General features: G+C 61.3%; 22 protein-coding genes, 1 tRNA gene and 2 pseudogenes. 13 read left to right on the forward strand and 12 right to left on the reverse strand.

What is annotated here, in order from left to right; genetic code table 11:
* A pseudogene (locus tag AC1DOG_RS00005) lies at window positions 1-187 on the reverse strand (efflux transporter outer membrane subunit); the annotation flags it as partial.
* Window positions 188-435: 248 nt separating this feature from the next.
* Here AC1DOG_RS00005 and AC1DOG_RS00010 point away from each other — a divergent pair.
* The 6 genes from AC1DOG_RS00010 (at window position 436) to AC1DOG_RS00035 (ending at window position 6240) form a co-directional block, all read left to right on the forward strand.
* Window positions 436-897, forward strand: coding sequence for a MarR family winged helix-turn-helix transcriptional regulator (locus AC1DOG_RS00010; protein ID WP_183796194.1), 462 nt, complete (start codon window positions 436-438; stop codon window positions 895-897).
* The gene (locus AC1DOG_RS00015; protein WP_477926354.1) at window positions 881-2974 is read left to right on the forward strand and encodes an FUSC family protein; all 2094 of its coding nucleotides are present in this window, start codon (window positions 881-883) and stop codon (window positions 2972-2974) included. The genes AC1DOG_RS00010 and AC1DOG_RS00015 overlap by 17 nt, the downstream gene beginning before the upstream one ends.
* Entirely contained in the window at window positions 2971-3180 is a 210-nt protein-coding gene (locus AC1DOG_RS00020) for a DUF1656 domain-containing protein (protein ID WP_047515002.1), read from the forward strand. Before AC1DOG_RS00015 ends, AC1DOG_RS00020 begins: the two co-directional genes overlap by 4 nt.
* The gene (locus tag AC1DOG_RS00025; RefSeq protein WP_113012467.1) at window positions 3177-4043 is read left to right on the forward strand and encodes an efflux RND transporter periplasmic adaptor subunit; all 867 of its coding nucleotides are present in this window, start codon (window positions 3177-3179) and stop codon (window positions 4041-4043) included. The genes AC1DOG_RS00020 and AC1DOG_RS00025 overlap by 4 nt, the downstream gene beginning before the upstream one ends.
* A gap of 190 nt (window positions 4044-4233) precedes the next feature.
* Window positions 4234-5439, forward strand: a complete 1206-nt coding sequence (locus AC1DOG_RS00030) for an adenylate/guanylate cyclase domain-containing protein (protein ID WP_477926355.1) — start codon at window positions 4234-4236, stop codon at window positions 5437-5439.
* 138 nt (window positions 5440-5577) lie between these two features.
* Entirely contained in the window at window positions 5578-6240 is a 663-nt protein-coding gene (locus tag AC1DOG_RS00035; protein ID WP_477926356.1) for a GNAT family N-acetyltransferase, read from the forward strand.
* Between the two features lie 134 nt (window positions 6241-6374).
* Here AC1DOG_RS00035 and AC1DOG_RS00040 read toward each other — a convergent pair whose 3' ends face one another.
* A complete protein-coding gene (locus AC1DOG_RS00040) occupies window positions 6375-6536 on the reverse strand; it encodes a hypothetical protein (RefSeq protein ID WP_477926357.1) in 162 nt (53 codons plus the stop codon).
* A gap of 195 nt (window positions 6537-6731) precedes the next feature.
* Between AC1DOG_RS00040 and AC1DOG_RS00045 the strand changes: the two genes are divergently transcribed.
* Window positions 6732-7436: a hypothetical protein gene (locus AC1DOG_RS00045; protein WP_477926358.1), complete on the forward strand. Its 705-nt coding sequence runs from the start codon at window positions 6732-6734 to the stop codon at window positions 7434-7436.
* A 34-nt stretch (window positions 7437-7470) separates the two neighbouring features.
* Here the strand turns inward: AC1DOG_RS00045 and AC1DOG_RS00050 are convergent, their stop codons facing one another.
* Window positions 7471-8082, reverse strand: a complete 612-nt coding sequence (locus AC1DOG_RS00050) for a GNAT family N-acetyltransferase (protein ID WP_477926359.1) — start codon at window positions 8080-8082, stop codon at window positions 7471-7473.
* A gap of 163 nt (window positions 8083-8245) precedes the next feature.
* Between AC1DOG_RS00050 and AC1DOG_RS00055 the strand changes: the two genes are divergently transcribed.
* From AC1DOG_RS00055 to AC1DOG_RS00070, 4 genes are all read left to right on the forward strand, one after another.
* Entirely contained in the window at window positions 8246-8533 is a 288-nt protein-coding gene (locus tag AC1DOG_RS00055; RefSeq protein WP_477926360.1) for a hypothetical protein, read from the forward strand.
* A gap of 226 nt (window positions 8534-8759) precedes the next feature.
* Window positions 8760-9050: a hypothetical protein gene (locus AC1DOG_RS00060; protein ID WP_477926361.1), complete on the forward strand. Its 291-nt coding sequence runs from the start codon at window positions 8760-8762 to the stop codon at window positions 9048-9050.
* A gap of 124 nt (window positions 9051-9174) precedes the next feature.
* Complete coding sequence (locus AC1DOG_RS00065) at window positions 9175-10875, forward strand: tetratricopeptide repeat protein (RefSeq protein ID WP_477926362.1); 1701 nt, start codon at window positions 9175-9177, stop codon at window positions 10873-10875.
* Between the two features lie 102 nt (window positions 10876-10977).
* Entirely contained in the window at window positions 10978-11955 is a 978-nt protein-coding gene (locus AC1DOG_RS00070; RefSeq protein ID WP_113012070.1) for a transporter, read from the forward strand.
* Between the two features lie 21 nt (window positions 11956-11976).
* Here the strand turns inward: AC1DOG_RS00070 and AC1DOG_RS00075 are convergent, their stop codons facing one another.
* From AC1DOG_RS00075 to AC1DOG_RS00090, 4 genes are all read right to left on the reverse strand, one after another.
* On the reverse strand, window positions 11977-12981 hold the full coding sequence (locus AC1DOG_RS00075; protein WP_477926363.1) for an HAD family hydrolase: 1005 nt from the start codon (window positions 12979-12981) through the stop codon (window positions 11977-11979).
* A complete protein-coding gene (locus tag AC1DOG_RS00080; protein ID WP_477926364.1) occupies window positions 12978-13955 on the reverse strand; it encodes a formylglycine-generating enzyme family protein in 978 nt (325 codons plus the stop codon). Before AC1DOG_RS00080 ends, AC1DOG_RS00075 begins: the two co-directional genes overlap by 4 nt.
* A 164-nt stretch (window positions 13956-14119) precedes the next feature.
* Window positions 14120-15760 (reverse strand): arylsulfatase, encoded by a 1641-nt coding sequence (locus AC1DOG_RS00085; protein WP_477926365.1) that lies wholly within the window; start codon window positions 15758-15760, stop codon window positions 14120-14122.
* 258 nt (window positions 15761-16018) lie between these two features.
* Window positions 16019-16456, reverse strand: coding sequence for a universal stress protein (locus tag AC1DOG_RS00090; protein ID WP_477926366.1), 438 nt, complete (start codon window positions 16454-16456; stop codon window positions 16019-16021).
* Between the two features lie 228 nt (window positions 16457-16684).
* On the opposite strand from AC1DOG_RS00090, the gene AC1DOG_RS00095 reads away from it, so the two are divergent.
* The gene (locus AC1DOG_RS00095) at window positions 16685-17545 is read left to right on the forward strand and encodes a hypothetical protein (RefSeq protein WP_477926367.1); all 861 of its coding nucleotides are present in this window, start codon (window positions 16685-16687) and stop codon (window positions 17543-17545) included.
* A 69-nt stretch (window positions 17546-17614) separates the two neighbouring features.
* Window positions 17615-18463 carry a hypothetical protein gene (locus tag AC1DOG_RS00100; RefSeq protein ID WP_477926368.1) on the forward strand — a complete coding sequence of 283 codons (849 nt, stop codon included), beginning with the start codon at window positions 17615-17617 and terminating at the stop codon, window positions 18461-18463.
* Window positions 18464-20206: 1743 nt separating this feature from the next.
* Here AC1DOG_RS00100 and AC1DOG_RS00105 read toward each other — a convergent pair.
* The 5 genes and pseudogenes from AC1DOG_RS00105 to xylF form a co-directional block, all read right to left on the reverse strand.
* A pseudogene (locus AC1DOG_RS00105) lies at window positions 20207-20287 on the reverse strand (SEC-C metal-binding domain-containing protein); the annotation flags it as partial.
* A 498-nt stretch (window positions 20288-20785) separates the two neighbouring features.
* A tRNA-Arg gene (locus tag AC1DOG_RS00110) sits at window positions 20786-20862 on the reverse strand.
* A gap of 122 nt (window positions 20863-20984) precedes the next feature.
* Entirely contained in the window at window positions 20985-21785 is an 801-nt protein-coding gene (locus AC1DOG_RS00115; protein ID WP_026282772.1) for an ATP-binding cassette domain-containing protein, read from the reverse strand.
* A 13-nt stretch (window positions 21786-21798) separates the two neighbouring features.
* Window positions 21799-23109, reverse strand: coding sequence for a sugar ABC transporter permease (locus AC1DOG_RS00120; protein ID WP_018897225.1), 1311 nt, complete (start codon window positions 23107-23109; stop codon window positions 21799-21801).
* Window positions 23110-23361: 252 nt separating this feature from the next.
* Window positions 23362-24402, reverse strand: coding sequence for a D-xylose ABC transporter substrate-binding protein (gene xylF / locus AC1DOG_RS00125; RefSeq protein ID WP_018897226.1), 1041 nt, complete (start codon window positions 24400-24402; stop codon window positions 23362-23364).
* Window positions 24403-24611: the final 209 nt, after the last annotated feature.

Consider the following 24611-nt stretch of genomic DNA (forward strand, 5'->3'; position numbering starts at 1 on the left):
ACACCAGTCCGTTCAGGCGGGTGTCGCGGTAAGCGGTCCACCACGCGACCGTCGAGACGTCGCCGTCGGCCTTGGCCGAGCCTTCATTGAACTTGGCCGGGAGGGGCATCTCCGGGGGAACATGATCCGGGCCACTCACACAGCCCGCGAGAACGGATAATCCGGCAAGAATTGCAATGCGGCGCATGAAATCTCCATAGGCAACGACCGCAAGGCGGTTCGCTAACAATCTATTATCGCTTATGGTTAATTTTTACTTTCCATGTTGCACGGCAAAGTCGCATGGCAAGCTTCGCGAGGAGGGGGCTCGGCGCGTTGAGAGGGGGATCACAGACAATGGGCGGATAAGAGTTCGCTAACTATCGAATGGCAGCTATGCAGCAATATCATTGAATTCAAATCGATAGGATGTTATCTAATTCCATGACAACGAACATGAAGAAGACCTGGACCGAGTTCGCACCGTTGCTGATGATCTGCGGGCGTGGATGGCGCCGAGCGCTGAACGCCGCTTTGACCGACCACAAACTTTCCGACGCCAGTGCCGCACCGCTTATCGCGTTGCTGCGCCATGGCGACCGGATTCCACAGAATGTGCTGGCCGAACGGGTGGGCGTGGAAGGCCCCACACTCGTGCGCGTACTCGACAGTTTGGAGAATGATGGCCTGATCTGCCGGGTCGCCGATGAGGCGGACCGCAGGATCAAGCTGGTGCAGCTTACCGGAGAGGGCACAGCGGTCGCCGAGCGCGCCGAACGTTGTGCGGCAAAGTTGCGAGAGCAAATCCTTGGCGATCTCGATCCCGAACAGGTCGATGCCGCTATCGAGGTTTTGCGCGCCGTCGCGGATCGAACCGCGGCGATAACCGGAACGCAGGATAATGACGAGCAGCCATAACACGATCGCCCCAAGCATCTGGGATGTCGTTTTCTCCATCAAGACCTTCATCGCGGCAATGCTGGCGCTTCTCATCGCGCTTTGCTTCGATCTAACGAACCCGTACTGGGCCGTCGGCACGGTCTACATCGTGGCGCACCCGCTGTCGGGCGCGAGCACGTCGAAGGCGATCTATCGCCTTATCGGTACCGCCATCGGCGGCGCCATGACCATCATACTCGTACCCAATCTCGTCGATTCGCCCGAACTTCTGACGCTGGCAATCGCGCTCTGGATGGCGTTCTGTCTCGCGGTCAGCCTGCTCGACCGCACGCCGCGCAGCTATTCCTTCATGCTGGCCGGCTACACGACCGCGCTCACCAGCTTTCCGATCGTTGCCAGTCCCGAGACCGCATTCACCTATCCCGTCGCCCGCGTCGAGGAAATCGCGCTCGGCATCATCTGTGCGGCGCTTGTCAGCCGTCTGGTCTTTCCGCGCCATGCCGGACCTGTCCTTGCCGAGCGAATCGACAGCTGGGTTCGCGATGTCGCCGCGCTCGCAACCAGCACGCTCAACAGCACCGACAAAAGCGACGCGCTTCACGCCGCCGCCCGCAGGCTGGCGGCTGACGCAGTCGATCTGCACAGCTTCACCACGCACGTCGCCTACRACACATCGGGCCTGCGCGACATGGTCGGACGCACACGCACGTTGCAGCAGCGCATGGTCGCCATGCTGCCCGTCGTTTCCGGTCTTGCCGATCTTCTTCACGCCTTCCGCAAGGCGACCGACGGCAAGCTGACCCCATCGGCCAACGAACTGATCGGCCGCGTGACCGAACTGTTGTCGCATGAGGCCTCCTATGGCGAGGTCGAGCGGCAGGAAATTTTGGCGCTGATGGAAAAGACCGAGCAGGAGGGCCGGGAGCAGCAGGAATGGAACGGCCTTCTCGCCCATAATTTCACCTCCCGCCTGCGCGACCTCTTGCAGATCTGGAGCGACTGTCTGGCGCTGCGCGAGGATATCGAAACCGGCGGCCGCCGCGAACTGCGCTGGCAGCGTTTCGGTACGCTCTTCGACCGCGCGCCGATCCACCGCGACTACGGCATGGCCATCCACTCCGGTCTTTCGGTCATGCTGGCGACCTTTCTCGCCGCCGCGTTCTGGATTCTCACCGGCTGGTCGCAGGGTGGTGCCGCGGCGATGATGGCAGGCGTGCTCTGCTGCATCTTCTCGACGATGGACGATCCCGCACCGATGATGCTGAAGTTCATGTATGTCTCGATCTTCGCCGTCATTGCCGCCTTCGTCTTCCAGTTCGGCCTGCTGCCGTTCGTCCACGGCTACGTTCCGCTGGCTGCGGCCCTGGGACTCGTGCTCATTCCGGCAGGCGTGTTGATGCCAAAGCCGTCGCTGATGATTTACGGCCTGGGTTTCGGCGTGAACTTCCCGACCATGCTAGGCCTTCAGGATCGACTGAACCTCGACATGACGTCGTTCCTGAATTCCAACGTAGCCACGGTAATCGGGCTGGTCATCGCCTGTGGAACGACAGTGCTGGTGCGCTCGGTTGGGGCAGAGTGGACGGCCTATCGCGTGCTGCGCGCCGGCTGGGCGGATATTGTCGCCGTGGCGCGCAAGTCGGATGCCCCGGATTTCGCGCGGATGCTCTACCGCATGGTGGATCGCTTCGGTCTCGTTGCACCGCGCCTGGCACGCATTCCGGTCGAATCGGCCGTCGCCCAGAACGACATATTGGGCGATCTGCGCAATGGCTTGAATACAATGGAACTGCAGCGCCACCGCCAGCTCCTGACCCGCGACAGCCGCGAGGATGTCGCCGAGGTACTGTCGGGAATTGCCGAGTTCTATCAGCAAAAGCAAAAACATGGTCACGCCCAGGCGGGCGAGGGCCTGTTGAAGGCGATCGATAAGGCATTGGCCGACCTTCTTCACCAAAATCCGTCGTCGGCCGTCGAGGGCGCACGCCGGGCCATCACGTCGCTTCGCTACAATCTGTATCCGGATGCGCGCTTCGTGGTGCCTGACGCGACCATTCAGGCCGGCGGACAACTCGCAAAGGAGAACGCGGCATGAGACCGGAACTCGATCTTTATGGCGTCTTCATACCCACGCTGGCAGCAATCGCCGTTGTGGCCTTCTTTCTCAACTCCATCCTGCGGCGGATCCTGGCCTTCATCGGATTCTATCGTCTCGTGTGGCACCGGCCACTCTTCGATACGGCCATGTACTTCTGCCTGCTCGGCGCACTCGCGCTATCTTTGAATAAGGTGTCATTATGAAATCGCTTCTTGCTTATTCCGGCCGCTTCCTTCTGACCGGCGTCGTCGTGGCGCTGGCGGGTGTGCTGGGCTGGCATCTCTGGGACTACTACATGAACGACCCGTGGACGCGTGACGGCAAGGTGCGCGCCGACGTCGTTCACCTGGCGGCCGACGTTTCCGGCATCGTCAGCGAAGTCGATGCGACCGACAACCAGACGGTCAAGAAGGGCGATGTGATCTTCCGCATCGACCAGGCTCGCTTTGCACTGGCGCTGCGCCAGGCCGAGGCGCAGATGGAGAGCAGCAAGGCCGCGCTCGACATGGCCAAGAGCGATCTCGATCTCTACCGCAAACTCGGCGAGAGCTCGGTCACCCGGCAGAAGATCCAGCAGGCGGAGACCACCGTTCAGCAGGACGAGGCGACCTATAACCAGGCCGTCATCAGCCGCGACACCGCGCAGCTCAACCTAGACCGCTCGGTCGTGCGCGCGCCCGTCAACGGCGTGCTCACCAACTTCTCGATGCGTCCCGGCAACTACGTGACGGCGGGCAGTGCGGTAACGGCGCTGATCGATACCGACTCCTACTACATCTCCGGCTACTTCGAGGAAAACAAGCTCGATCGCATCAAGGTCGGCGATGAAGCGCTGGTCTACCTGATGGGCAGCGAGACGCCGCTCAAGGGACGCGTCACCGGCGTTGCAGGCGGCATCGAAGATCGCGAGCGCAGCGATACGGGTGCCCAGCTTGCCAATGTGAACCCGACCTTCACCTGGGTTCGCCTGGCGCAGCGCGTGCCGGTTCGCGTCACGCTCGACGGGGCGCCTGATGGTGCTGCGCTGGTGGCGGGACGCACGGCAAGCGTCACGATCATCGAGTGATCGAACAGTCGCGTGAGGCAGCCGGCTCGGCGCCTCCCACATGATCCAACACGTTACGGCCCACGGGTCCTTCAAGGGCCGTGACGAGGCATGCGCGGATTAAGCCCGTCCGCGCATGCCTGAACCTACCAATGCCCGGTAGCCTGTGAATGCTTGCCATTCGAAGAACGCCTGGGATCAGGAGACATCCGTGGACGATCGCCACGTTATCGAAATTACCAAATGGCTGATGCAGAGCGGGCTGAAAGGCCTCTCCGAAGCCGACCTGCTTGATGGGTTCTGCGAGCGTTGCGTCGCGAACGGTCTGCCGATCGGCCGGTCGGTTGCCGTCATCGACACGCTGCATCCGCTTTATGAGGGACGTGCGTTCCGGTGGGACGCGTTGGAGGCCGTCGAGCGCGTTTCGGCCTATGGCGTCGCCGGGGCGGGCAACTTCGCCGACAACTGGCTGCGCTCGGCGTTTCATTATCTTGAGGTCGAAGGCACCAACGAGGTTCGCCGATCTTTCATCCGTGGCGATGACGCCGAGTTCTTTCTGCTGGACGAATTGAAAGCCGCGGGTTTCACCGACTTTGTCGCCATGGCCCATCGTTTCGGCGATGAGGGGGCGATCGGCGAGATCGATTGCTTCTTCTCGCATTTCGCCACGCGGGCCGCCGATGGCTTTTCGCCGTGCGATCTGGCGGCGTTGCGCGAGCTACTTCCCTGCCTGGCACTGGCGGTCAAATGCGTGACAGTCAGCGGCGTTGCCGGAACGATCGCCAAGGTCTATCTCGGCGACGACGCCGCCAACCAAGTGCTGCACGGCAAGATCACACGCGGGCGCAGCGACAGGATTTCGGCTGCACTCTGGTTTTCCGACCTCGCCAATTTCACCCACATTTCAGATACTGTCGATCCCGAAGAAATCATTCCGATGCTCAACGACTATGCCGATGCGGTGATTTCCTCGGTGCAGGAGGCGGGAGGCGAGGTGCTGAAGCTGATGGGCGACGGGACGCTTGCGATCTTCAAGGGGCAGAAGCCGAGCGATGCCTGTCTTTCGGCGCTGAAGGCGCGGACGCTGCTCGACAAGCGGCTTTCCGACCTGACCGCCCAGCGCCGCATCGAGGGCCGGCCGGTCACGGACGTCTATCTCGGCCTGCATATGGGCGATGTGTTCTACGGCAATATCGGTAGCAAGGACCGTCTCGACTTCACGGTCATCGGCCCTGCCGTCAACGAGGTCAGCCGCATCGTGTCGCTCTGTCGGTCGCTGCAGCGCAAGGTGCTGATGTCGGCAAGCTTTGCGGCGATCGTTCCCTCGACGCAGATCGACCTGACGTCGATCGGCCAGCACGCGCTGCGTGGAGTCAACCGCGCGCAGGAGCTCTTCACGCTTCTTCCCCCGCTGTGACGGCGGCGGTCCTGAGATCGCCGTTGGCCAAATTAGACCTCGCCAAGTAATTCGTCAGACTCTAAAACAGCATATCCGTACAGCGGTTTCCTCAGCCGAGGAGGCAAGGCCGCCTGATGTCGACAATGGGGAATTTCGATGGATCTCTCGAACTGGAAGGGCGTGGAGCGCCCGGAGCGTATTGCTCTCGAAGGACGCTATGTCAGGCTCGAGCCGCTCGATGCCGGCCGCCATGGGCGAGACCTGCTCGCCTCGGCGCAGCAGCCGGGCGCCGACGATCGCTTCCGCTACCTCTTCGAGGACGCTCCCGCCGACATGGCAGCCTTCACCGCGTGGCTGGAGAAGGCCGAGGTGTCGGCGGATCCAATGTTCTTCGCGGTCATCGACAAGCGTAGCGGCCGGGCTGAGGGGCGCCAGGCGCTGATGCGCATCGATGCCGCGCATGGGGTGATCGAGATCGGCAACATCTTGTGGGGGCCGGCGATCGCGCGCAGCCGCGTGACGACCGAGGCGCTCTATCTCTTCGCGAAGCTCGCCTTCGACAAGCTCGGCTATCGCCGTTTCGAATGGAAATGCAACAATTCGAACGAGCCATCGAAGAAGGCGGCTGAGCGTTTCGGCTTCACCTTCGAAGGCGTGTTTCGCCAGCATATGGTGGCCAAGGGCAAGAACCGCGATACGGCGTGGTTCGCGATGATCGATGCCGACTGGCCGAGGCTGAAGGCCGGCTACGAGGCCTGGCTCGATCCCGACAATTTCGACGATGCGGGGCAGCAGAAGAGCAAGCTGCGTTTCGATTGAGGTCTTGCTGATCACTTCGAGCGTCTGTTGAGCCGCTTGGCGATATGATTCCGCAATTGGTGGCAATCTATTGTTATTTAATAACTATTTTTAAAGTGTGCGGCGGCCTGGGTTTCTGGCCGCCGCATTGTGTTTCACACGGCGATGCGCCGCGCGGCCTTGTCGGACGCTTTGCGGTCGTCGCCATATTGCTCGATGATCTGCTTGGCGTCCTCGACCGAAATGCGGTGCTTCTTGGCAAGCGTGACCGCATCATAGGGTCCGTCGGACGCAGCCGTTCGTGTGGCTTGAGCCATCCCCTGTCTCCAATCCATTGTGTGGGTTATCGCGGAAGGCGGATCGCGGTTCGTTGCGACATCTGCTCCGTGGTCCAGACATATATGGGGATTGGGAGGCTTGCGTTCCAGAGACGGTCTGCCGCAGCGAATTTGATTGAGCTGTCATGGAACCCATCGAGTCCTGCAGGTGTTTCCCTGCCAAAGGAGACTTGCATGAAAAACGCGACTGGCATGAAAAAGAAGTCGAAGCCGCCCATCGTCGAAGTCGCCGTTACCTCCGAGGAAGGGCGCGTGGCTGTGGGCATCATGAATGCGGAGCAGGCGCTCGAGCTTGCCGACAGCGTCGATGTCGAGGTGTCGCATCCCGATCACAAAGCGGGGGAGACCGACGTGTTTATCGCCGCCGACGAGCTTCGCGAGCATCCGGCCGTCGCCGCGTCGTCGGCTGTATCGATGAAGACAAGCGAGGCTACGCGGGCCAAAAAGGGCAAGCCGGAAGGACTTGAGACGGAGGCTGCGTTGCAGGAGCACCTGGCCGCTCTTGAGGCCGACGCGCCCGCCGAAGAGGGCCAGCAAGGACCGCCGGCCGATTATGTGCTCGAAGACGACTACGTGGCCGATGAAGACATGCTCGACGAGGAAGGATCGCTGCGGCGGCTTCAGGAGGAGGTCGACAATCTGCGCGCCCGGCTTCACGTCATTCGTGAGCAGGCGGGCACGGTTGTCAGCGCCAATGCCAAATGGGCTGATGCCAGCGCCCACGAGCAGCTCGGGTCTTACCCATGGGCGAAGCTTGCCGGCGCCATGGCCTTCACCTTTGTCGCAACCAGATTGCTGCGGCGGCTGCCGCTGGGTGCGGTCGCAAGTGCGGCCCTGCCTTTGGCGGCGGCAGAGATGCGCCGGCGTTATGATCGATAAAGCCGCTGTTTTCTTGTCCTGACCGGTTGTCCGGTCAGGGGCGAAGCAGGGGAACGTGCGGAGCGGCTGTCTCCGGCATATGGCCGGAAAGGCGCGGATCGTCGATCACCTCGACCAGGAAGGCATAGGGTTTGAAGCCGGCCTTCTGGTAGAAGAAGATCGCCGACGGATGATCGAAGTGGCAGGTGTGCAGCCAGAAGCGGTTGATCGGCCGCGCCCATGCGCGGGCAACCGCCTGGGTGATCAACAGCTTGCCGGCGCCTTGGCCTATTGCATCGGGAACGAGGCCGCAGAACACCAGCTCGCATTCGCCGGGCTCACGAAAATCGAGCTCGAGCAGACCGATCCGGCGACCTTCTTCCGACAGGATCACGTAAATCTCGACATCGGGATCATGGATGATCGCTGTAAGCTTTTCATCACTGATGATCAGCCGCGAAAGCCAGAGCCAATTCTCGCCGACTTCGCGAAACAGCTTGCGATAGTCGTCGAGCGAAGGCGCCTGCCAGCGCTCGAAACGCAGGGTGCCCGGGGCGGGAACACTGACGTCCGGCTTCTCGCGCATTTCGAGACACGTCACGACATTGGCGAGCTTGCCACGCGGAAGTTCGGAATAGCCCATCGGCAGCGGCGGGTTGGTCTTCATTCAATGCGTCCTTGCTCTTCGTCGTCGGCGCCTGCAAGTGCTGGCGAAACCAACCGATCTCGCATTGTGGCATAGCCCTTGGCAACAGTATTTTCAGCAGCCACTTCCCTTCCTCGGGCTTTCGGCCTTACACTCTCTTTCATCTCCCGCTGGATGAATGCTCATGCTGTGCAACAGGACAGTATCGCTCACATCATCCGTCATCGCCGCCGCGGTCGCCGGCCAGGCGCCGACGCTGTTGGCGCAGGAGAAGGCGGCCAGACGCACGCCGCCGGGCGCCATGATTTCCGTCCGCGATGTCATCAAGCCCAATCCGCACGACGGCGCGCTTGCAGCCCCCGTCTTGTCGAATACATGGTGGATCCGGGTGGGGGCGGCGCAACAGCGTGTCGTCCAGCCGGCTGGGCGCGAAGGAATTCAGAACGCCGATCCGGTCGGTAAGCCGCAGTGATGTCGACGCTGCCTTGCGCTGCCTCTGCCTACTCGGCTGACCGGTTCGCTATTCAATCCGTTCCCGATTGAGAACTGGACGTTTCCCGCTGCAAAAATCGACCCGTGTGGCGCGCCGGCCCCGTCGTGCCAGCGTAACAGCGGGCTGTTTACCGTTGCGTACTTACGCCGATGAGGCACTGCCTCTAGTCTTTCTCGATTACCCTTGCGTGGAGGCCTTCACGACGATGAGCAGGCAGGGAGGGGCAGGAGGAACGACCAGCGATGCGGCGCGGCGAGGGCTGGCGCGGCTGATGTTGAAGCTGCCCGGCCTGCGCGCGGGACTGCAGGCCGCTGCATTGCGGTCGCGCGATCTCGACGAGCTCTTCGAGGCCTATGAAATCGCTGCGGTCGCACTCGAGACGTTTCGCCGGAGCGGCGACCTCGCACGGACCAGCGAATATGAAGGGCTCTGTTCCGGTATCGAGGATGATGTAACCCAGCACATCCTACGCACGAATTCGCATATGCCGAAATGAGACGGATTTGCCGCGAACTGTATCATTTATCGGGCTTGTTAGCGTTTCGTATTGCAACTTAATGTTAAGTGCGCGATAGTTTTCCTGTTCTGCTTTAGTGACCAGTGCGTATCGGGGGCGGCCCATGAGTGCTGAAGTACACGGTGAGGGGGCATGCGAAGTCAGCCTTGAAGAGGCCGAGATGGAGCTGGAACGGCTTCTCTCGGACAGCCGCTTCAGGGTATCTGACCGACAGCGCGATATCTTGCGCTATCTCGCCGAGCGGCGGTTTGCGGGTTGCCGCGAGGGCGTAAAAGCCTATTCCATCGCGCTTGACGTGCTCGGCCGCTCCAGCAATTTCGATGCGTCCATCGATCCGATCGTGAGGATCGAGATCAGCCGTCTCAGAGCCGCGCTCGACGGCTACTATGCCGTGTTCGGCGCCGAACTGGGTGTCTCCGTCCATATTCCGAAGGGCAGCTACGTCGCTCTGTTTCCGCAGGAGGTCGTCAGTAGCGGTGCACAGGTCGCGCCATCGCTGCTTGCGCGTCTCCCGCATCCGGCGCTCGCCGATGGCATACCGGAAGGGCGCGCCGTGGTGCCGTCGTCGCTTCCGCTGGTCTCACGACGGTGGATGCCGGCGGCTCTGTGCGTCGGGCTGCTTGTGCTTGCGGGCGCTGCTGGTTGGAAAGCCATCGACCGTCCTGCCGTGACGCTGAAGCCTGCCGTCACCATCATGATGAGCGCGGCCTCGCCTGACATGGCCGGCGAGGCGAGCGTTGCCCGCGACACGCTGCTGACCGCTCTCTCCGCCTTCAGCACGATCGTGGTGACGAGGCCGGGATCGCCGACGCAGCCGGCGCGGCGAGGATACGAGGTCGATCTCAAATATTACGCCGACAGCGATGATCGCTCCGTCTGGTGGCAGGTTGTCGATATCGCGAGCGGCACATTGCTCAAATCGGGACTGGAGCGGGTGGAGACCGAGGGCAAGGAGCCGGCGACGATAAGGCTCGAGATCGCCGGCGCGGTCGCGCGACAGATCGCATCGTCGCGCGGCGTGATCAATGCGCTCGAGGCCCGGGAGGCTCCGGTAGATTCCTTGGGCAACGCTTGCGTTGCAAGAGCCGAATTCATGCTCGACGGTAGTGAAAGCGGCGGCGTCGAAGGGCTTCGCGGATGCCTGGAGCGGACGCTGGCGGGTGATCCCCAGGATCCCGATACCAGCGCAATGCTGGCGCGGCTTTATGCCCGCGATACCGCAACCATTCCGCAAGCCCTTGAGATGGCGAAGTCTGCGGTTTCCACCGCACCTCTGTCCGATCGGGCGCAGGGGGCGCTGATGGCGGCGCGTTTCGCGAGCGGACGGCTGGATGCGGCGATCGATGCCGGAAACAGGGCGATGGCGCTCAATCCCAACAATTCGGCGAATGCCGCGTCGCTCAGCCTCGTGCTGTTTTCCGCCGGCTATTTCAAGGCGGCGAACGACCTCGCGCGGGAGGCTGTCGCGATGGAGGAAACGCCGCCGCGCGACGCCTCGCTGGTGCTGGCGCTTGATGCCTACCGGAACGGCCGGTGGTCGGCGGCGTCGCTTGCCGCCGAGCAGGCCTTGGGAAACGATATCCTGACGCGCGCCATTCGCGTGGCCGCTCTTGGCGAACTCGGTGCGGAGAGCGCTGGGCAGCGTCTGGGGGAGGCGGCAACGGATCGGGCGGCATTTATTGCGGCCTTCCGGCAGGCGGCGAAGATGGCGCAGCTTCGGGCCGATCTCGTCGCCAGTCTTGAGACAGGGCTCGGGAAGGCGGGCGCGAGCTTCGAGGCGGTCGCGAGCATTGCGGGGCAGTGATTTACGGGCGCATTTACCGTTGCGTACTTGTGACGGCGGATGGGGGGATTGAAGGTTCCAAGGTAGCGAAGGGCCTGCCGCGGGACGAATGAGGGGAAGAGCATGAAACTGAGATTTCTGACCGGAGCGCTTCTTGCCGGCGCATCGATGCTGGCCTGCGCGCACATGGCCACCGCCGCCGAACGCGGTGCCGGCTTCTATCTGCTCGGCGGCAAGGGGCCTGCCGCGGGTATTCTTCCGCCACCCGGCGTCTACCTTCAAAACGACATCTGGCTCTATAAGGGCGATCTCGGCGGCGGCACGCAGCTTCCGACCGGTGGCCGCGTCGCCGTCGGCGTCGAGGGCAAGGCCGCGCTCGCGGCGCCGACCGTCATGTGGGTCATTCCTGAGGAAGTGATGGGCGGCCGGCTCGGGCTTGGCGCGACCATCCCTGTCGGCTGGCAAGAGACGATCGCCGATCTAACGCTCTCAGGCCCTGGTGGGGGCGTCTTGTCCGGCGCGACGAAGGATACGATCTTTACCGTTGGCGATCCGCTCGTCAGCGGCACGCTCGGCTGGGATGCCGGTAATTTCCACTGGACCACCGGCGTTCTCGTCAACATCCCGATCGGGGACTACCAGGATGGCGAGATCTCGAACATCGCCTTCCATCGCTGGGGTGCCGATGTCAGCGCTGCCGGAACATGGCTCGATCCGGAGATCGGGCTCGATCTTTCTGCGGCAATCGGCGTGACCTTCAACGGCGAGAACCCGGATACGAACTATCGCACCGGCACCGAGTTCCACTTCGAATGGGCGGCCGTCCAGCATTTCAACGAGCAGTTCGACGCCGGTCTGGTGGGCTACTATTACGACCAGCTGACGGGGGATAGCGGTGAGGGCGCCTTCGGCCCGTTCAAGGGACGCGTGGCGGCGATCGGTGCGACGATCGGTTGGAACTTCAAGGCCGGCGAGCTGCCGATCTCGGCGCGGATCAAATATTTCCACGAGTTCGCCGCCGAGAACCGTGCAGAGGGAGACTCGGTGTTTCTGACGATCTCGATGCCGCTGTCGATCACCAAGCCAGTCGCGGTGCAATAAGATCGGTCATCGTCGCTGGCGTTACTGGTCGAAGGCGAAGACCTTCTTCCAGTCGTTCTTCATGTCGACGACAAGCCAGTTGCGGCGTTCGGCCTCGTCCAGCGCCTTGTCGAGCTTGCCGAAAGCGGATTGGCGGTCATAGGCATATTCACGCGCGCCATCGGTGTGGTGGACGATGAGGGCGAAGCCGGGCTTCCTGGCCGTGACCCAACGCAGCATCTCGTAATCGCCATCGGAATTGCCGGCCACGAAGATCGGCTTGCGGCCGATGAACTTGTTGATCCCGGTGGGCTTGCCGGGGCCGTCATCGATGAAATCGATCTTCGGCAGGCGCTTCAGTACCGGCACATCGCCGACGATCGCATATTGGGTGGCGATGGTGCTGCCCACGACTTGTTGCGGCGGGATGCCATAGAGCTTTTCCGTTACCGGCCGCATGAACTCGACCCCGCCGCCGGAGACGATATAGGTGGTGAAGCCGTTGGCGCGCAGATAGTCCAGCAGCTCGCGCATCGGCACAAAGGTCATTTCGGTATAGGGGCGGCCGGATTTCGGGTGTTTCGCGGTCGCGAACCAATCGGTCACGATCTTTTCGAACTCATCCGTCGTCATGCCGGCATGCGTTGCCATGCCGAGCTCGACCATCCCCATCTCGCCGCCCCGGGCGATGCCCTTGACGTCGCCGTTCAGGATGCTGGCGAAGGGTTCCTTGGTCTTCCATTCGGGATGCTCAGGCGCCAGCGTCTTCACCCGGTCGAGCATGAAGCCGAGCTGGATATAGAAGGGCTGTTCGGTCCACAGCGTGCCGTCATTGTCGAAGACGGCGATACGATCATCCGGAGCGACGAAGCCATCGCTGCCCTCGGTCGTGGTGGCTTTCACGAAGTCGATGATTCGTTGCCGGGCAGGCGTGTCGTTCCACGAGGCCAGCGGTTCCTGCGCAAGCGCCACCGCCGGTGCGGCAAGCAGGGTGACGGCGAGCAGACAGGCGCGGACGGCGGTCAGCAATTGTCCCATCGCGTTCATCGCGCTTCTCCCTTGCGGCCAACCCGCTTGATGCAGCGAAAGCCGACATGGCTGGTCGATGTATCCTCGGGCTCGGCATGGCGGGCGGCGGGGCGGTAGCGGCGGCAGTAATTGGGCGCGCAGAGATGCGAGCCGCCCTTCAGCACGCGACGCGGAATGCGAATATCGGGCAGTCGCGGATCGTAGCTTGCCTCCGCATCGCCGCCGCGCGGGTTGCTCGGAATGCAACAGGAATGTCTCGCGGGCTCCGGATGGCGCGTCGTCCAGTAGTCCGATGTCCACTCCCAGACATTGCCGATCATGTCGTACAGGCCGTATCCATTGGGCGGGAAGGAGCGAACCGCCGATGTCCGTTCCTCGCCCTTCGGCTTGGTCGTCTGTGTCGGGAAGATGCCCTGCCAGGTATTCGCCATCGCCTTGCCATCGGGCGAGAGCTCGTCGCCCCAGGCGTATTCGCTCTCCGATCCGCCGCGCGCGGCGAATTCCCATTCGGCTTCGGTGGCGAGTTCGAGGCCCGCCCAGTCGGCATAGGCCTTCGCATCCGACCATGCCACATGCACGACCGGATGGTCGAGCCTGCCGCGCAGGTCGCTGATGCCGCCGAGCGGACGCCGCCAATTGGCGCCGAACTTGAAGCTCCACCACTGCGAGATGTCGGTACCATTGACCGTCTTCGGCTGCGTGAAGAGCAGGGAGCCGGCCCGCAGCATGTGCGGCAGCGCGCCCGGATAGTCGCTCGCGTCCGGCGCCTTCTCCGCCATGGTCACATGGCCGGTCGCCTTGACGAACTCCATGAACTTGCGATTTGTGACGGGCGTTTCATCGATCCAGAAGCCATCCACCGTCACCGGATGCGCCGGCGCTTCCTCGGGATAGTGCTGGTCCGAGCCCATGGTGAAGGTGCCGCCCTCGATCCAGCGCATTCCTTCCGGGGCCGCTTCCGAAGTTCCGATCTTCTCGAACGCAAGCGCCATCGCTGTCTCCCGATTGTAAGCGATCAGCATCGCGCAGGCGCGCGCGCGAGGTAAGTACGCAACGGTAAATGCCTGATGCGTTTACGGTGCGGGTCCGTAAATGGGCGCTATAGACGAGATGTGCCGAGCGCGATTTTCCCGCGCCCGGCAATTTTGGCTTTCCGCTATTTCGCGCCCGGACCCTGGTCGATCGAGTTCATCAGCGCCGAAATCATCTGGTCGACGCTGAAGCTCGCAGGCCGTTGGCTCGGGGGATATTCGCGGAACGTCTGCAGGAAGGGAGCGACCTTGTAGACGCCATACTGCACGAGATAGGCGTTCTTCATCACCCAGTCGTAATATTGATCCGACACGACATCAGCGCGCTCGTAGGGATCCATCCTGAGGTTGAACACCTTCGGCACGCGCAGGCAGGTGAACGGGTTCGCCCATACCACGAAGCCACCCGGCTGACGCTGTTCGCAGAAGACGATCTTCCAGTTGTCGTAGCGATAGGCGACGAGTTCGCCATCGTCGTTGAAATAGAAGAACTCGTCACGCGCGGACTTCGGTTGTTCTCCCTTGAGGTAGGGAAGCTGGTTGAAGCCGTCGAGGTGAACCTTGAACTGGTTGCCGCTGATCGAGGTGCCTTTCGCAAGCTTCTCCTTGATGTCGCCGTCGCCGGCAGCCGCGACCAGGGTCGGAAACCAGTCGAGGCCCGACATCATCTCGTTCGACACTTCGCCGGCCTTGATCTTGCCCGGCCAGCGGATCATCGCGGGAACACGGAAGGCGCCTTCCCAGTTCGTGTCCTTCTCGCTGCGGAAGGCGGTTGTTGCTGCATCCGGCCAGGAGAACTGGTTGGGGCCGTTGTCGGTGGTGTAGACGACGATCGTGTTGTCGGCGACCTTCAGGTCGTCGAGCGCTTGCAGCAGCTTGCCCACGTCGCCGTCATGCTCGACCATGCCGTCGGCATAGTCGTTGCCCGGCATGCCGCTCTGGCCCTTCATCGAGTCCCTGACATGCGTGAAGACATGCATGCGGGTCGTGTTCATCCAGGTGAAGAAGGGCTTGCCGGCCTTGACCTGCCGGTCCATGAAGTCGATGGCCGCAGACGTCGTCTCGTCGTCGATGGTTTCCATGCGCTTGGTGGTGAGCGCACCCGTATCCTCGATCTTGCCGTCCGCCGATGCCTTGAGGACGCCGCGCGGGGCATTGGACCGCACGAATTCCTCGTCACCCTTCGGATAATAGGGCCGCTCGGGCTCTTCTTCGGCATTCAGGTGATAGAGGTTGCCGTAGAATTCGTCGAAGCCATGTTTCGTCGGCAGGAACTCATCGCGGTCGCCGAGATGGTTTTTGCCGAACTGGCCGGTGGCGTAGCCGAGCGGCTTGAGGGCCTGGGCGATGGTGATGTCACGCGGCTGCAGGCCGACAGTCGCGCCGGGGATGCCGACCTTGCAAAGGCCGGTGCGCAGGCAGACCTGACCGGTGATGAAGGTCGAGCGTCCCGCCGTGCAGCTGTTCTCGGCGTAATAGTCCGTGAACATCATGCCTTCCTTGGCAATGCGGTCGATATTCGGCGTCTTGTAACCCACCAGGCCGAAGGAATAGGCGCTGATATTGGCCTGGCCGATATCGTCGCCGAAGATGACGAGAATGTTGGGCTTGGACGTGTCTTGCGTCGCCGCGGATTCAGCTGCGGGCGCGGGGGCAGCCGGCGCTGCCTGCTGGGCTCTGGCCGGAGAAAGAAAGGTGGTCGACGTCAGCGCCATCGCGACCGCGACCGTTGCCGAAAACAGCTTCTTGGGGAGTGAGTTCGTCATGACGCGCTCCTCACCGATGGATCGTTCAACATTGCGGTCTCCCTTGTGCCGGGCGGCCGGTGCCGCCGGATCTCGATCGTCGTCAGCCGACGCGAGGGGAGCCTTTCGCTTTATGCGCGCGCGCGTAAGTACGTAACGGTAAATGGCGGTGTAACGGCCATGTAAACGGAGCGCTTGCGTGTGAGGTGCACGAAGCGCCGGCATCTATAAAATGCTGTGCGCGCAGATTGCAGCCGCGGTGAAATAGGTGTGCAGCCGCTATTTCACGACCACAACCGGGATCGTCGATCTGGCCAGCACGTCTTGCGTCTGGCTGCCGAGGATCATGCGGACGATGCCGGTGCGGCCATGCGAGGAGATGACGATCAGGCCGCAGTTGCGCGCCTGCGCGGTGTCAAGGATGCCGGTTGCCGCCGAGACGGCTGTTTCGTTGATGAATTCGGCCACTACGCCCGCTTCCGCCGCCCTATGCCGGACAAACAGTTCGGTGGCTGCAAGCTCTTGCCTGACGCCCTGGTCATAGCTCTCGAACGCCTGCCCCAGCACGACGCCCTGCAGCGCAAGGCCGCCGAGCGGCACCGTCACGCAAACGACGGTGACGGGCAGCCCGAGGGTCTTCGCCAATGCCAGACCATGATCCAGCCCCTTGGTGGCCAGTTGCGAGCCGTCGGTGGGGATGAGAATGCGGGTATACATGCGGGGTTCCTCTTTTGGATCTTGGTGGGATCAACCTGGAGGAGTGTAAAGGACCGGGAGTGCGGGGGCTTTGATCGGTGTCAAGTGAGGATGTTAAGCCCTGCGCGCGAGGTTCCACAGATCTGAAACAGCCTCGGGACAGCTTAGACAGCTAAGGCATGCGCAGCAACGATGCCCGTTTTTAGTCGTCGAATGCGCGCAATCGCCGTCTAACATGCTGGTGCCTATATGGACAAACTACTCTTCTCGATCCTTGCCGATGGCAACTCGGAAATTCTTGAGCGCCAGATTTCGGCGATCAATCGTTTCTCGCTGGGCTCTCTTATCTGCATCCATCATGCAAAAGATACGACGCCTCCAGGACCCGACGTGCTTGACCGCATCGCCGCCGGCAACGTCTTCATCAATCCCAATTCCTACGCGGTCCGACCGCACGAAGGCGTCCTGCACGCCCATGTCGGCAACTTCAAATATGCGGTTGCCCAGTCCCTCGATTTCGACAGGATCGTGCTTTTTTCGGCGCAGGAACTGCTGATCAAATCAGGATTGGGCGAATATACGAAGCGTTTCACGATCGGCGCGCAGACCGAGCTCTATGAAAATATCGAGACCGCGAACAACTGGGCCGGGTTTCGGCCGGAAGTCCTGAATTTTCCCGGTGTCAAGCAAATGCTCTCCCTTCTCGGGCTGCCTCTTTTTGCCGGAGGACAGGCGGAAGGGCAGTTCTTCAGCCGGGATGTCTTCGCCCACCTGGAGCGCGTCTTCATCGAGGCGTTTCCGATGGAGCCTTGCGGATTTCCAACTGAGCAGATCGTGCCTGCAACGCTTGGCATGCGCCACGGTTTTGCCGGCACGAACATATCGCTGCCGATCACATTCACGGCGGCGAGCGCCCAGATCGAGATATCCGAGGGCGTTCTCCGTCAGCTCGCGAAGGGTGACGGCGCGCTTCACGCGCGCGCAAGACCGGGCGCCCTGCGGCCGGCTCATATCGGTGCATGCGTGTTGAAGAATGTCTACGCGGTCAGCCTGCCGGCCGATCGACATGAGATCTGGAGCAAGGTGGTGGGCGAGCTGGAAAACAGCTGAGCTGCCCTTCCGTTTCATGCCACGCCGCCAACTCTCCAAGCCGTCAATTTCCTAAGACTGGGCCTGTCGATGACCAAAGTCCTATTTTCCCTGCCAGTACATGAAATGCCCGCCATCGTGCGGGACCAGATCGAGAACATAAACCACTTCTGCCCCGGTGCCACGATCGTCATCCACATATCGGCGGGCGCCGCTGCGCTCGAAGACGAATTTCGGCGGCAGTGCGATTTTCCGAATGTTCTGATCAATCCGAGCTCATACGAGACGAGATGGAACGAAGGCATCTTCCACACGCATGTCAGCAACTATCTCTACGCGCTTGAGCGCGGCGTAGCTTTCGACCGCATCGTTCTGCTGTCCTCGAACGAACTTCTCGTAAAGCCCGGCCTTGCCGAATACATGTCGAAATTCGCCATGGGCAGCCACGTGCAGATCTACGACCTTGCCGCCGATTGGGGCGGTTTCCGTACAGACGTGGCGAGCGACCGGTCCGTGCGCAAATTCGTCGCCAGCCTCGGGCTGACCTCCTACTTCGCGGGGCAGGCGGAAGGGCAGTTTTTCAACGAGCGCATCTTCGCTCGTATCGTTCGGGTGTTCGTCGAGAATTTTCCGATGGCGCCGTGCGGGTTCAACAGCGAAGAGGTGATCCCGCCGACAGTCGCGGCCAGCCTTTCCATGGCCGGCGTCAACTACGCCCATCCGATCACCTTCTGCGACTACTCGACGGCGATCCGGATGACGCCGGAGCTGATCGACCAGATCAGAGCGGGAAAGGGTGCGGTCTACGCGCAGCGGGTGCCGAGATCGATGCGCTCGCCGCATATCGGGGTATCGACCTTCGAGGGGGTTTTCAGCGTCAAGCGCGTGCCGCGCGAGGATTGCGAGCTGCGGCGGTATGTGCGGGGGTTGATGGTTTGAGGGGGTGGGAAATCAGCTCTGATTGGACATTCTCCCAACAGCCCAGCTGCGGACTATAATCATGCAATTCACACCGACTTTTGTGCGGCTGTAACATTCCTATGAACTCTCTGCGAAGCAGTTCGGCAACCGACGTTCTGTAGATACTATGCGGCGTTTTCCTCAAGGCAGTTTTCATGCTGGCCGTAGTTTAGTTGGATCGTGTTGCATCAAAAAGTTCACGACCAGCCGCTCGCAATAGATTTCTGCTAAGTCCGATTGAGGCAGCGGGGTCAAGGCGGCGGCATTCGGGTCGCTTGACATGAACTCTAGCAGCTTTTCCTTCGGCGTCTTCGAGTAGGTTTTCAATAGCCATTCGAAGAATTCTAGGGGATCATCGATATTGTTCCCGTTGCGGTTTTCCTCGCCAAGAAACAATGAGCCATACCGTCTATAATCCTCTAGTTGTTCCGGAGTAAGGGGTTGCCGCAAGATCAAGCTTTTGCCGTCTAGGGTCGTAACTCCTATCATTGCCATGCCTGCAACGTCATCCACCGTCCCCGTGGTCACCGTTGCGATGGTTCCGCCGTTTTCTCCCAAATCATTGAACTGATACGTTTCCCCGACTTTGATGTTTAGGCCACTCGCGTCCGACCGAAGCGAACCGTCGAAAGTGTCAGGAAACACCGGATATTCGCGAAGGGCAGCCATGATTTCGTGGCCGTCGATGTGCTTTCGCTTTAGGCGATACGCTTCCCTTAGTGTGCGAGGCATCGGCTTGCTGAAATCTGGAATGCCAAGGCCGTAGGCAAGCGCGTGGCGAGCGATATTCGTTTCATCGAGATAGCGGTGGAATGGGAGATTTGTCACAAAGACATAGGCCGTCTCATCTGCCTTTAAATCTCTTTCCCGTGCGTCCAACCGCTTTATCGCCTTGTCGAACCAATCGGGCATCTCGTCCCCGGCGCGTATCTCCGCATTCAGATCGATGAATATTAACCTCTTGTCTGCCGCTGGTTTGCTTAGAGCGCCGTTCAAGTGGGCCGTGAGGTTGCGCGTAGCATCGCGGTCGGAGGGCCTTGCGCCGTCGTGGTGGGTCTTGCCCAAGACGCCCTCAACGGCCCGCATCTTTGCCTCTACCCAGTATTTCTGCCCCGTGGATTTCGAGATGGCAGAGAACTCACAATGCTTTGTAGAGTTGTCGGTCTCATCTTCCAGTTCAAGGCGGAAACCCGCACGAAGAAGCGCGCCCGCGACGATTAGCTCGTAGTATGCTCCTTGGAAGTTTTTTACGTCTTTCAAACGTTTGAGATAACGTTCTTGAAGCTCAACGTTGTGCTCTAGCAGATAGAGATTGTATGCGAGGCCGAGATAGCAAATCATCGCTCCCGTCATTGGCGACGATTTCACCACCTTCTTGTCAGTTGCGTCGGAGTGTTCGGCCTGGGCCCTCGCCACCGCATCATACCACTGAATCACCGGATGCCGGGCCGCAAAATCCTTCGCCAGTTCGCCGTTACCCCATTCGGCACCTAGCTTCATTTTTATGTAGGAGAATAGAAAGTCATAGAACGTCAGCCACGTTTCGGAGTGGAAGACGTTCTTTCCGACCGCAACGAAGCGTCTGTCGCCCAGCTTCGTAGAGACGATGCCTCGACCGCGCCCTTGCTGACGCTCTCTGAGCGTTTGCTGCGCTGCTGCTTGACGCATTGCATTTTCAATAGTCTTGGACGGAGGAAGAAGAGGGGCTGGAGAGGAAGCAGCCTCTAAAGCGCCGTGGCACCGTTTGTATTTTTTACCGCTCCCGCATGGACACGTCTGGTTGCGTCCGATTTTGCTCATTGTCCCTCTAAAGTGGTTCGCGCCGGTGCTATGTATACCACACCTCAAGGCGTGTAATTTGCCAGAAAAACCCGAGGTATCGACCTCGACAAGTGAGGAAGCGTATCACCCCCGTACCCATTCAAGTCGCAGCGGAGGGGCGTCCCAACCACGGTCCTTTGGACGGCTAGGGAGCGGTGCGGTGAGAGAGGGCGGCTCGCTTTGCTCTGCTGCGTTCAACACGTACTCGTAGCGCTGGATCACACCTTCGATATAGGGGCGTATAGCCGACGCTGTTGCTCGCCACTCATGGTGCATCCGTAAACGCTTGAACTCGTTCTTCCCCATCAGATGCGCGATGTCGCGGGGCAGTCGCCGACGCTAGTGATATGTCCGCGCCTGACTGACGACAATATGTTTCAAGGCAAGCCCCATTGTGTACCTTCCGCGGACCCGTTTGTGTACCTGAAAGATTGATCAAGCATAGAAATTATTGGTATTTAACGGCTTTCTGGAGAAAAATGGCGCACCCGACAGGATTCGAACCTGTGACCTTTGGAATCGGAATCCAACACTCTATCCAGCTGAGCTACGGGTGCATGCCTGAGGCGGGTTTGAATCGCCTGTCCGATGGGTGGTTCTTAGCCTAGCTTTTGGCTGGCTTCAATCACCAAAATGAAAAGTCCGCCGTTCTGTCGATCGGCGGACCTTGGTTTCTTAATCACACCTGCATGGCGCCGGGGCCGGGGATGGCCTTGGGGGGCACCTTGCCGAGGATGATCATGCCGAGCACTTCGTCCTTGGTCACGTCCTCGGTGCGGGCGTGGCCGACGACCTGGCCGTTCTTCATGACGGAGACGCGGTCGGCGAGGTCGAAGACGTCGTGGATGTCGTGGCTGATCAGGAAGATACCGATGCCTTCCTTCTTCAACTGCTTGATCAGCTCGCCCACCTGCGCGGTCTCCTGCGGCCCAAGGGCTGCCGTCGGCTCGTCCATGATCAGGATGCGGGCGTTGAAGAGGATGGCGCGGGCGATCGCAACCGATTGCCGCTGGCCGCCCGAGAGCGCCTTCACCGGCTCCTTGAAGCGGCGGAAGTTGGGGTTGAGGCGGCCCATCACCTCGCGCGTCGAGGCCTCCATGGCGACGTCGTCGAGCGTGCCCCACTTGGTGCGGATCTCGCGGCCCAGGTAGAGGTTGGCGGCGGCGTCGACGTTATCGGCGACGGCAAGCGTCTGATAGATCGTCTCGATGCCGTATTTCTTGGCGTCGCGCGGGTTCTTGATATCGGCGGGTTCGCCGTCGATCATGATCTCGCCGCTGTCGCGCTTGTAGGCGCCCGAGAGGATCTTGATGAGCGTCGACTTGCCGGCGCCGTTGTGGCCGAGAAGGGCGACGACTTCGCCGGGGTAGAGATCGACCGAGGCATTGTCCACGGCGTGGATGCCGCCAAACGAGATCGAGATGTTCTTCAGTTCCACGAGAGGAGTGTTCGGGCTTGGGGAAGTGCGTTGATCAGTCATATCCAGGCTCCTCTTACTTCGACCGCGAGCGATAGACGGTGTCGAGCCAGACGGCAACGACGAGAACCGCGCCCACGACGACGTTCTGTATGGGGGTATCGACATTGGCGAGACCCATGCCCGACTGCAGCGACTGCATGACGAGCGCGCCGAGCATGGCGCCGGCGATCGTGCCGGTGCCGCCGGCAAGCGATGTGCCGCCGATGACGGCCGCCGCGATGGTGTAGAGCTCGTAGGTCGTGCCTTGCGAGTTGGCGGCGGCGTTGAGGCGGGCGGTCGAGATCGCCGCGGCAACGGCTGCCAGGAAGCCCATCAGCGCGAAGATGCGCACCGTCACCCAGCGGGTCTTGATGCCGGCGAGCTCGGCTGCTTCAGGGTTGCCGCCGATCGCGAAGACATAGCGGCCGAAGCGCAGGCGGGTGGCGATGAAGGTCATGACGATGCCGACGAGAACGGCGATCAGCACCGGCACGGCGATACCGTAGGAGATGAAGAGCCCCGTTTCCGGCCAGGCGATGGCGTTGGCTTCGGCGTATTTCTTGGCGATCGCCACCGGCCAGTAATAGATGGTCGAGACCCAGATGGCGCCGAGCACCAGGGCGCAGCCGAGAACAACCAGGAAATATTCGGCCCAGAGCGGCCGGCGCGGGAAATTGAAGCGCTTGCGCTGGTGGCGCGAGCTGATGATGCCGACGATGATCAGCACGCAGGCGATCAGACCGATGATCCAGCTCCAGGTGGCGCCGACGGAGCCCTCCGCACCGCCGCCCATGATGCGGAAGGTGGTGTCGAGGGGGGCGACCGTCTGGCCCGATGTGACGTACCAGGCAAGACCGCGCCAGGCGAGGAAGCCGCCGAGCGTGACGATGAAGGAGGGGACGCCGAGGAAGGCGATGATGACGCCCTGGAAGAGACCGATCAGCGTGCCGGCGATGAGGCCACAGATGAGCGTGATCAGCCAGGTCCAAGAATTGTCGAAGCCGAGATATTGCGGCAGGAATTTCGCCTGGACGACGCCCATGATCATGGCGACGAGGCCGAGCATCGAGCCGATCGACAGGTCGATGTTGCGGGTGACGATGACGAGCACCATGCCGGTCGCGAGAACCGCGATCTCGGTGGTCTGGACCGAGAGGTTCCAGAGGTTGCGTGGCGTCAGAAACAGCCCGCCGGTGTAGAGATGAAAGCCGATCCAGATGACCAGCAACGCCGCGACCATGCCGAGCAGGCGCGTGTCGATCTCGGTGGCGCGCAGGAAGCGCGTGAAAGGGTTACCCTCCGCCGAGCGCGGATGGCTCGATGAGGATTGCGTGATGTTTGCCATGGGTTTGCCGTTTCCCCCATTGTTTGGGCTCTGGCGCGGGCGCCCGAAAGCCCTAGCCGAGGTGCCCTGTTCTTCAAATCGACCACCGAGAGACTTCCGAAGCGGCCGCGTGGGGCGCGGCATCGTTGCGGCAGGGAATCAAAGCGTTCGCGGTGCGTTGCGAGGCGGGGAGCGCATCAGTTAGGCTCCAGCCGCATCCGGCGCCGCGGCGAGATCGCCACGGCGCCGGTGTGTTGGCTCAGCTGGCGAGGATTAGTCGCAAGCCTTGACGCTGCCGGCCTTTACGCCCTGGCAAGCTTCAGCCTTGGTGATCCAGCCTGCGTCGATGACGACGTTCAGGTTGTCCTTGGTGATCGCCTGCGGCTTCAGGAAGATGGACTGCATCTTCACCTTCTTCGGACCGCCTTCGAAGGCGGTGACGCCGTCGATCTTGTCCATGGTCTTGCCGCCGGCGAGGTCGAGCGCGATTTCAGCGGCGCGCTTGCCGAGTTCGCGGCTGTCCTTCCAGACGGAAACCGTCTGGGTGCCGAGCGCGATACGGTTCAGAGCTGCCTTGTCGGCGTCCTGGCCGGAGACCGGAACGGTGCCTGCCATGCCCTGTGCGTCGAGAGCAGCAACCGCGCCGCCGGCCGTGCCGTCGTTGGAAGCAACAACGGCGTCGACCTTGTTGTTGTTGGCGGTCAGGAACTGTTCCATGTTGCGCTGGGCGTTCTGCGGCAGCCAGCCGTCGGTGTAGGCTTCGCCGACGTTCTTGATCTTGCCCGCGTCAACGGCAGCCTTCAGCACTTCCATCTGGCCGGCGAACAGGAAGTCCGCGTTCGGGTCGGAAGACGAGCCCTTGATGAAGACGTAGTTGCCTTCCGGCTTGACCTTGAACACGCCTTCAGCCTGCAGGCGGCCGACTTCCTTGTTGTCGAAGGTGATGTAGAAGGCGGCCGGGTTTTCGATCAGGCGGTCGTAGCCTACGACCGGAATGCCTTCAGCGGCAGCCTTTTCGATGGCCGGGCCGATTGCGTCCGAATCCTGAGCGAGAACGATGAGGGCGTTGGCGCCCTGCGAGATCAGCGATTCAACGTCGGTCAGCTGCTTTGCGGCGGACGACTGGGCGTCTGCGGAGATGTACTTGGCGCCCTTGGCTTCAAGCGCCTTCTTGATGGCGGCTTCGTCGGTCTTCCAACGCTCTTCCTGGAAGTTGGACCACGACACGCCGACCACGAGGTCGGCAGCCATTGCGGCGGTATGCACCGATACGAGGATGGCAGCACCTGCCATCAGCTTCAAAACATGCTTCATAATATCCTCCCGAATAGAATGCGGCCAGCCCCAGCCAGTGGTTCCTCCGGCCGCCGCGATGTGCTGTCGGGAAAGGTTTTCATTATTTTCTCGACAGTCGAGAAAATAAGTGTCAGAGAATTTTTCAACTGTCAACACCGCACTACCTGTGAATGATCTCTCACGTGGAGGTTGTTGGAGATACGGTGTGAACGAGGGGTGGAATGCAC

It is taken from the genome of Rhizobium sp. 01N48 (genome assembly GCF_056399145.1).

Coding starts and splice junctions, on each gene's coding strand:
- AC1DOG_RS00050 (WP_477926359.1), bottom strand. CDS start 8,082: ATGAAGACCAACCCGCCGCTGCCGATGGGCTATTCCGAACTTCCGCGT.
- AC1DOG_RS00080 (WP_477926364.1), bottom strand. CDS start 13,955: ATGGCGCTTGCGTTCGAGAAGATCGGAACTTCGGAAGCGGCCCCGGAA.
- AC1DOG_RS00070 (WP_113012070.1), top strand. CDS start 10,978: ATGAAACTGAGATTTCTGACCGGAGCGCTTCTTGCCGGCGCATCGATG.
- AC1DOG_RS00095 (WP_477926367.1), top strand. CDS start 16,685: ATGGACAAACTACTCTTCTCGATCCTTGCCGATGGCAACTCGGAAATT.
- AC1DOG_RS00045 (WP_477926358.1), top strand. CDS start 6,732: ATGAAAAACGCGACTGGCATGAAAAAGAAGTCGAAGCCGCCCATCGTC.
- AC1DOG_RS00065 (WP_477926362.1), top strand. CDS start 9,175: ATGAGTGCTGAAGTACACGGTGAGGGGGCATGCGAAGTCAGCCTTGAA.
- AC1DOG_RS00090 (WP_477926366.1), bottom strand. CDS start 16,456: ATGTATACCCGCATTCTCATCCCCACCGACGGCTCGCAACTGGCCACC.
- AC1DOG_RS00060 (WP_477926361.1), top strand. CDS start 8,760: ATGAGCAGGCAGGGAGGGGCAGGAGGAACGACCAGCGATGCGGCGCGG.
- AC1DOG_RS00040 (WP_477926357.1), bottom strand. CDS start 6,536: ATGGCTCAAGCCACACGAACGGCTGCGTCCGACGGACCCTATGATGCG.
- AC1DOG_RS00010 (WP_183796194.1), top strand. CDS start 436: ATGAAGAAGACCTGGACCGAGTTCGCACCGTTGCTGATGATCTGCGGG.
- xylF (WP_018897226.1), bottom strand. CDS start 24,402: ATGAAGCATGTTTTGAAGCTGATGGCAGGTGCTGCCATCCTCGTATCG.
- AC1DOG_RS00035 (WP_477926356.1), top strand. CDS start 5,578: ATGGATCTCTCGAACTGGAAGGGCGTGGAGCGCCCGGAGCGTATTGCT.
- AC1DOG_RS00115 (WP_026282772.1), bottom strand. CDS start 21,785: ATGACTGATCAACGCACTTCCCCAAGCCCGAACACTCCTCTCGTGGAA.
- AC1DOG_RS00120 (WP_018897225.1), bottom strand. CDS start 23,109: ATGGCAAACATCACGCAATCCTCATCGAGCCATCCGCGCTCGGCGGAG.
- AC1DOG_RS00085 (WP_477926365.1), bottom strand. CDS start 15,760: ATGACGAACTCACTCCCCAAGAAGCTGTTTTCGGCAACGGTCGCGGTC.
- AC1DOG_RS00075 (WP_477926363.1), bottom strand. CDS start 12,981: ATGAACGCGATGGGACAATTGCTGACCGCCGTCCGCGCCTGTCTGCTC.
- AC1DOG_RS00020 (WP_047515002.1), top strand. CDS start 2,971: ATGAGACCGGAACTCGATCTTTATGGCGTCTTCATACCCACGCTGGCA.
- AC1DOG_RS00100 (WP_477926368.1), top strand. CDS start 17,615: ATGACCAAAGTCCTATTTTCCCTGCCAGTACATGAAATGCCCGCCATC.
- AC1DOG_RS00025 (WP_113012467.1), top strand. CDS start 3,177: ATGAAATCGCTTCTTGCTTATTCCGGCCGCTTCCTTCTGACCGGCGTC.
- AC1DOG_RS00055 (WP_477926360.1), top strand. CDS start 8,246: ATGCTGTGCAACAGGACAGTATCGCTCACATCATCCGTCATCGCCGCC.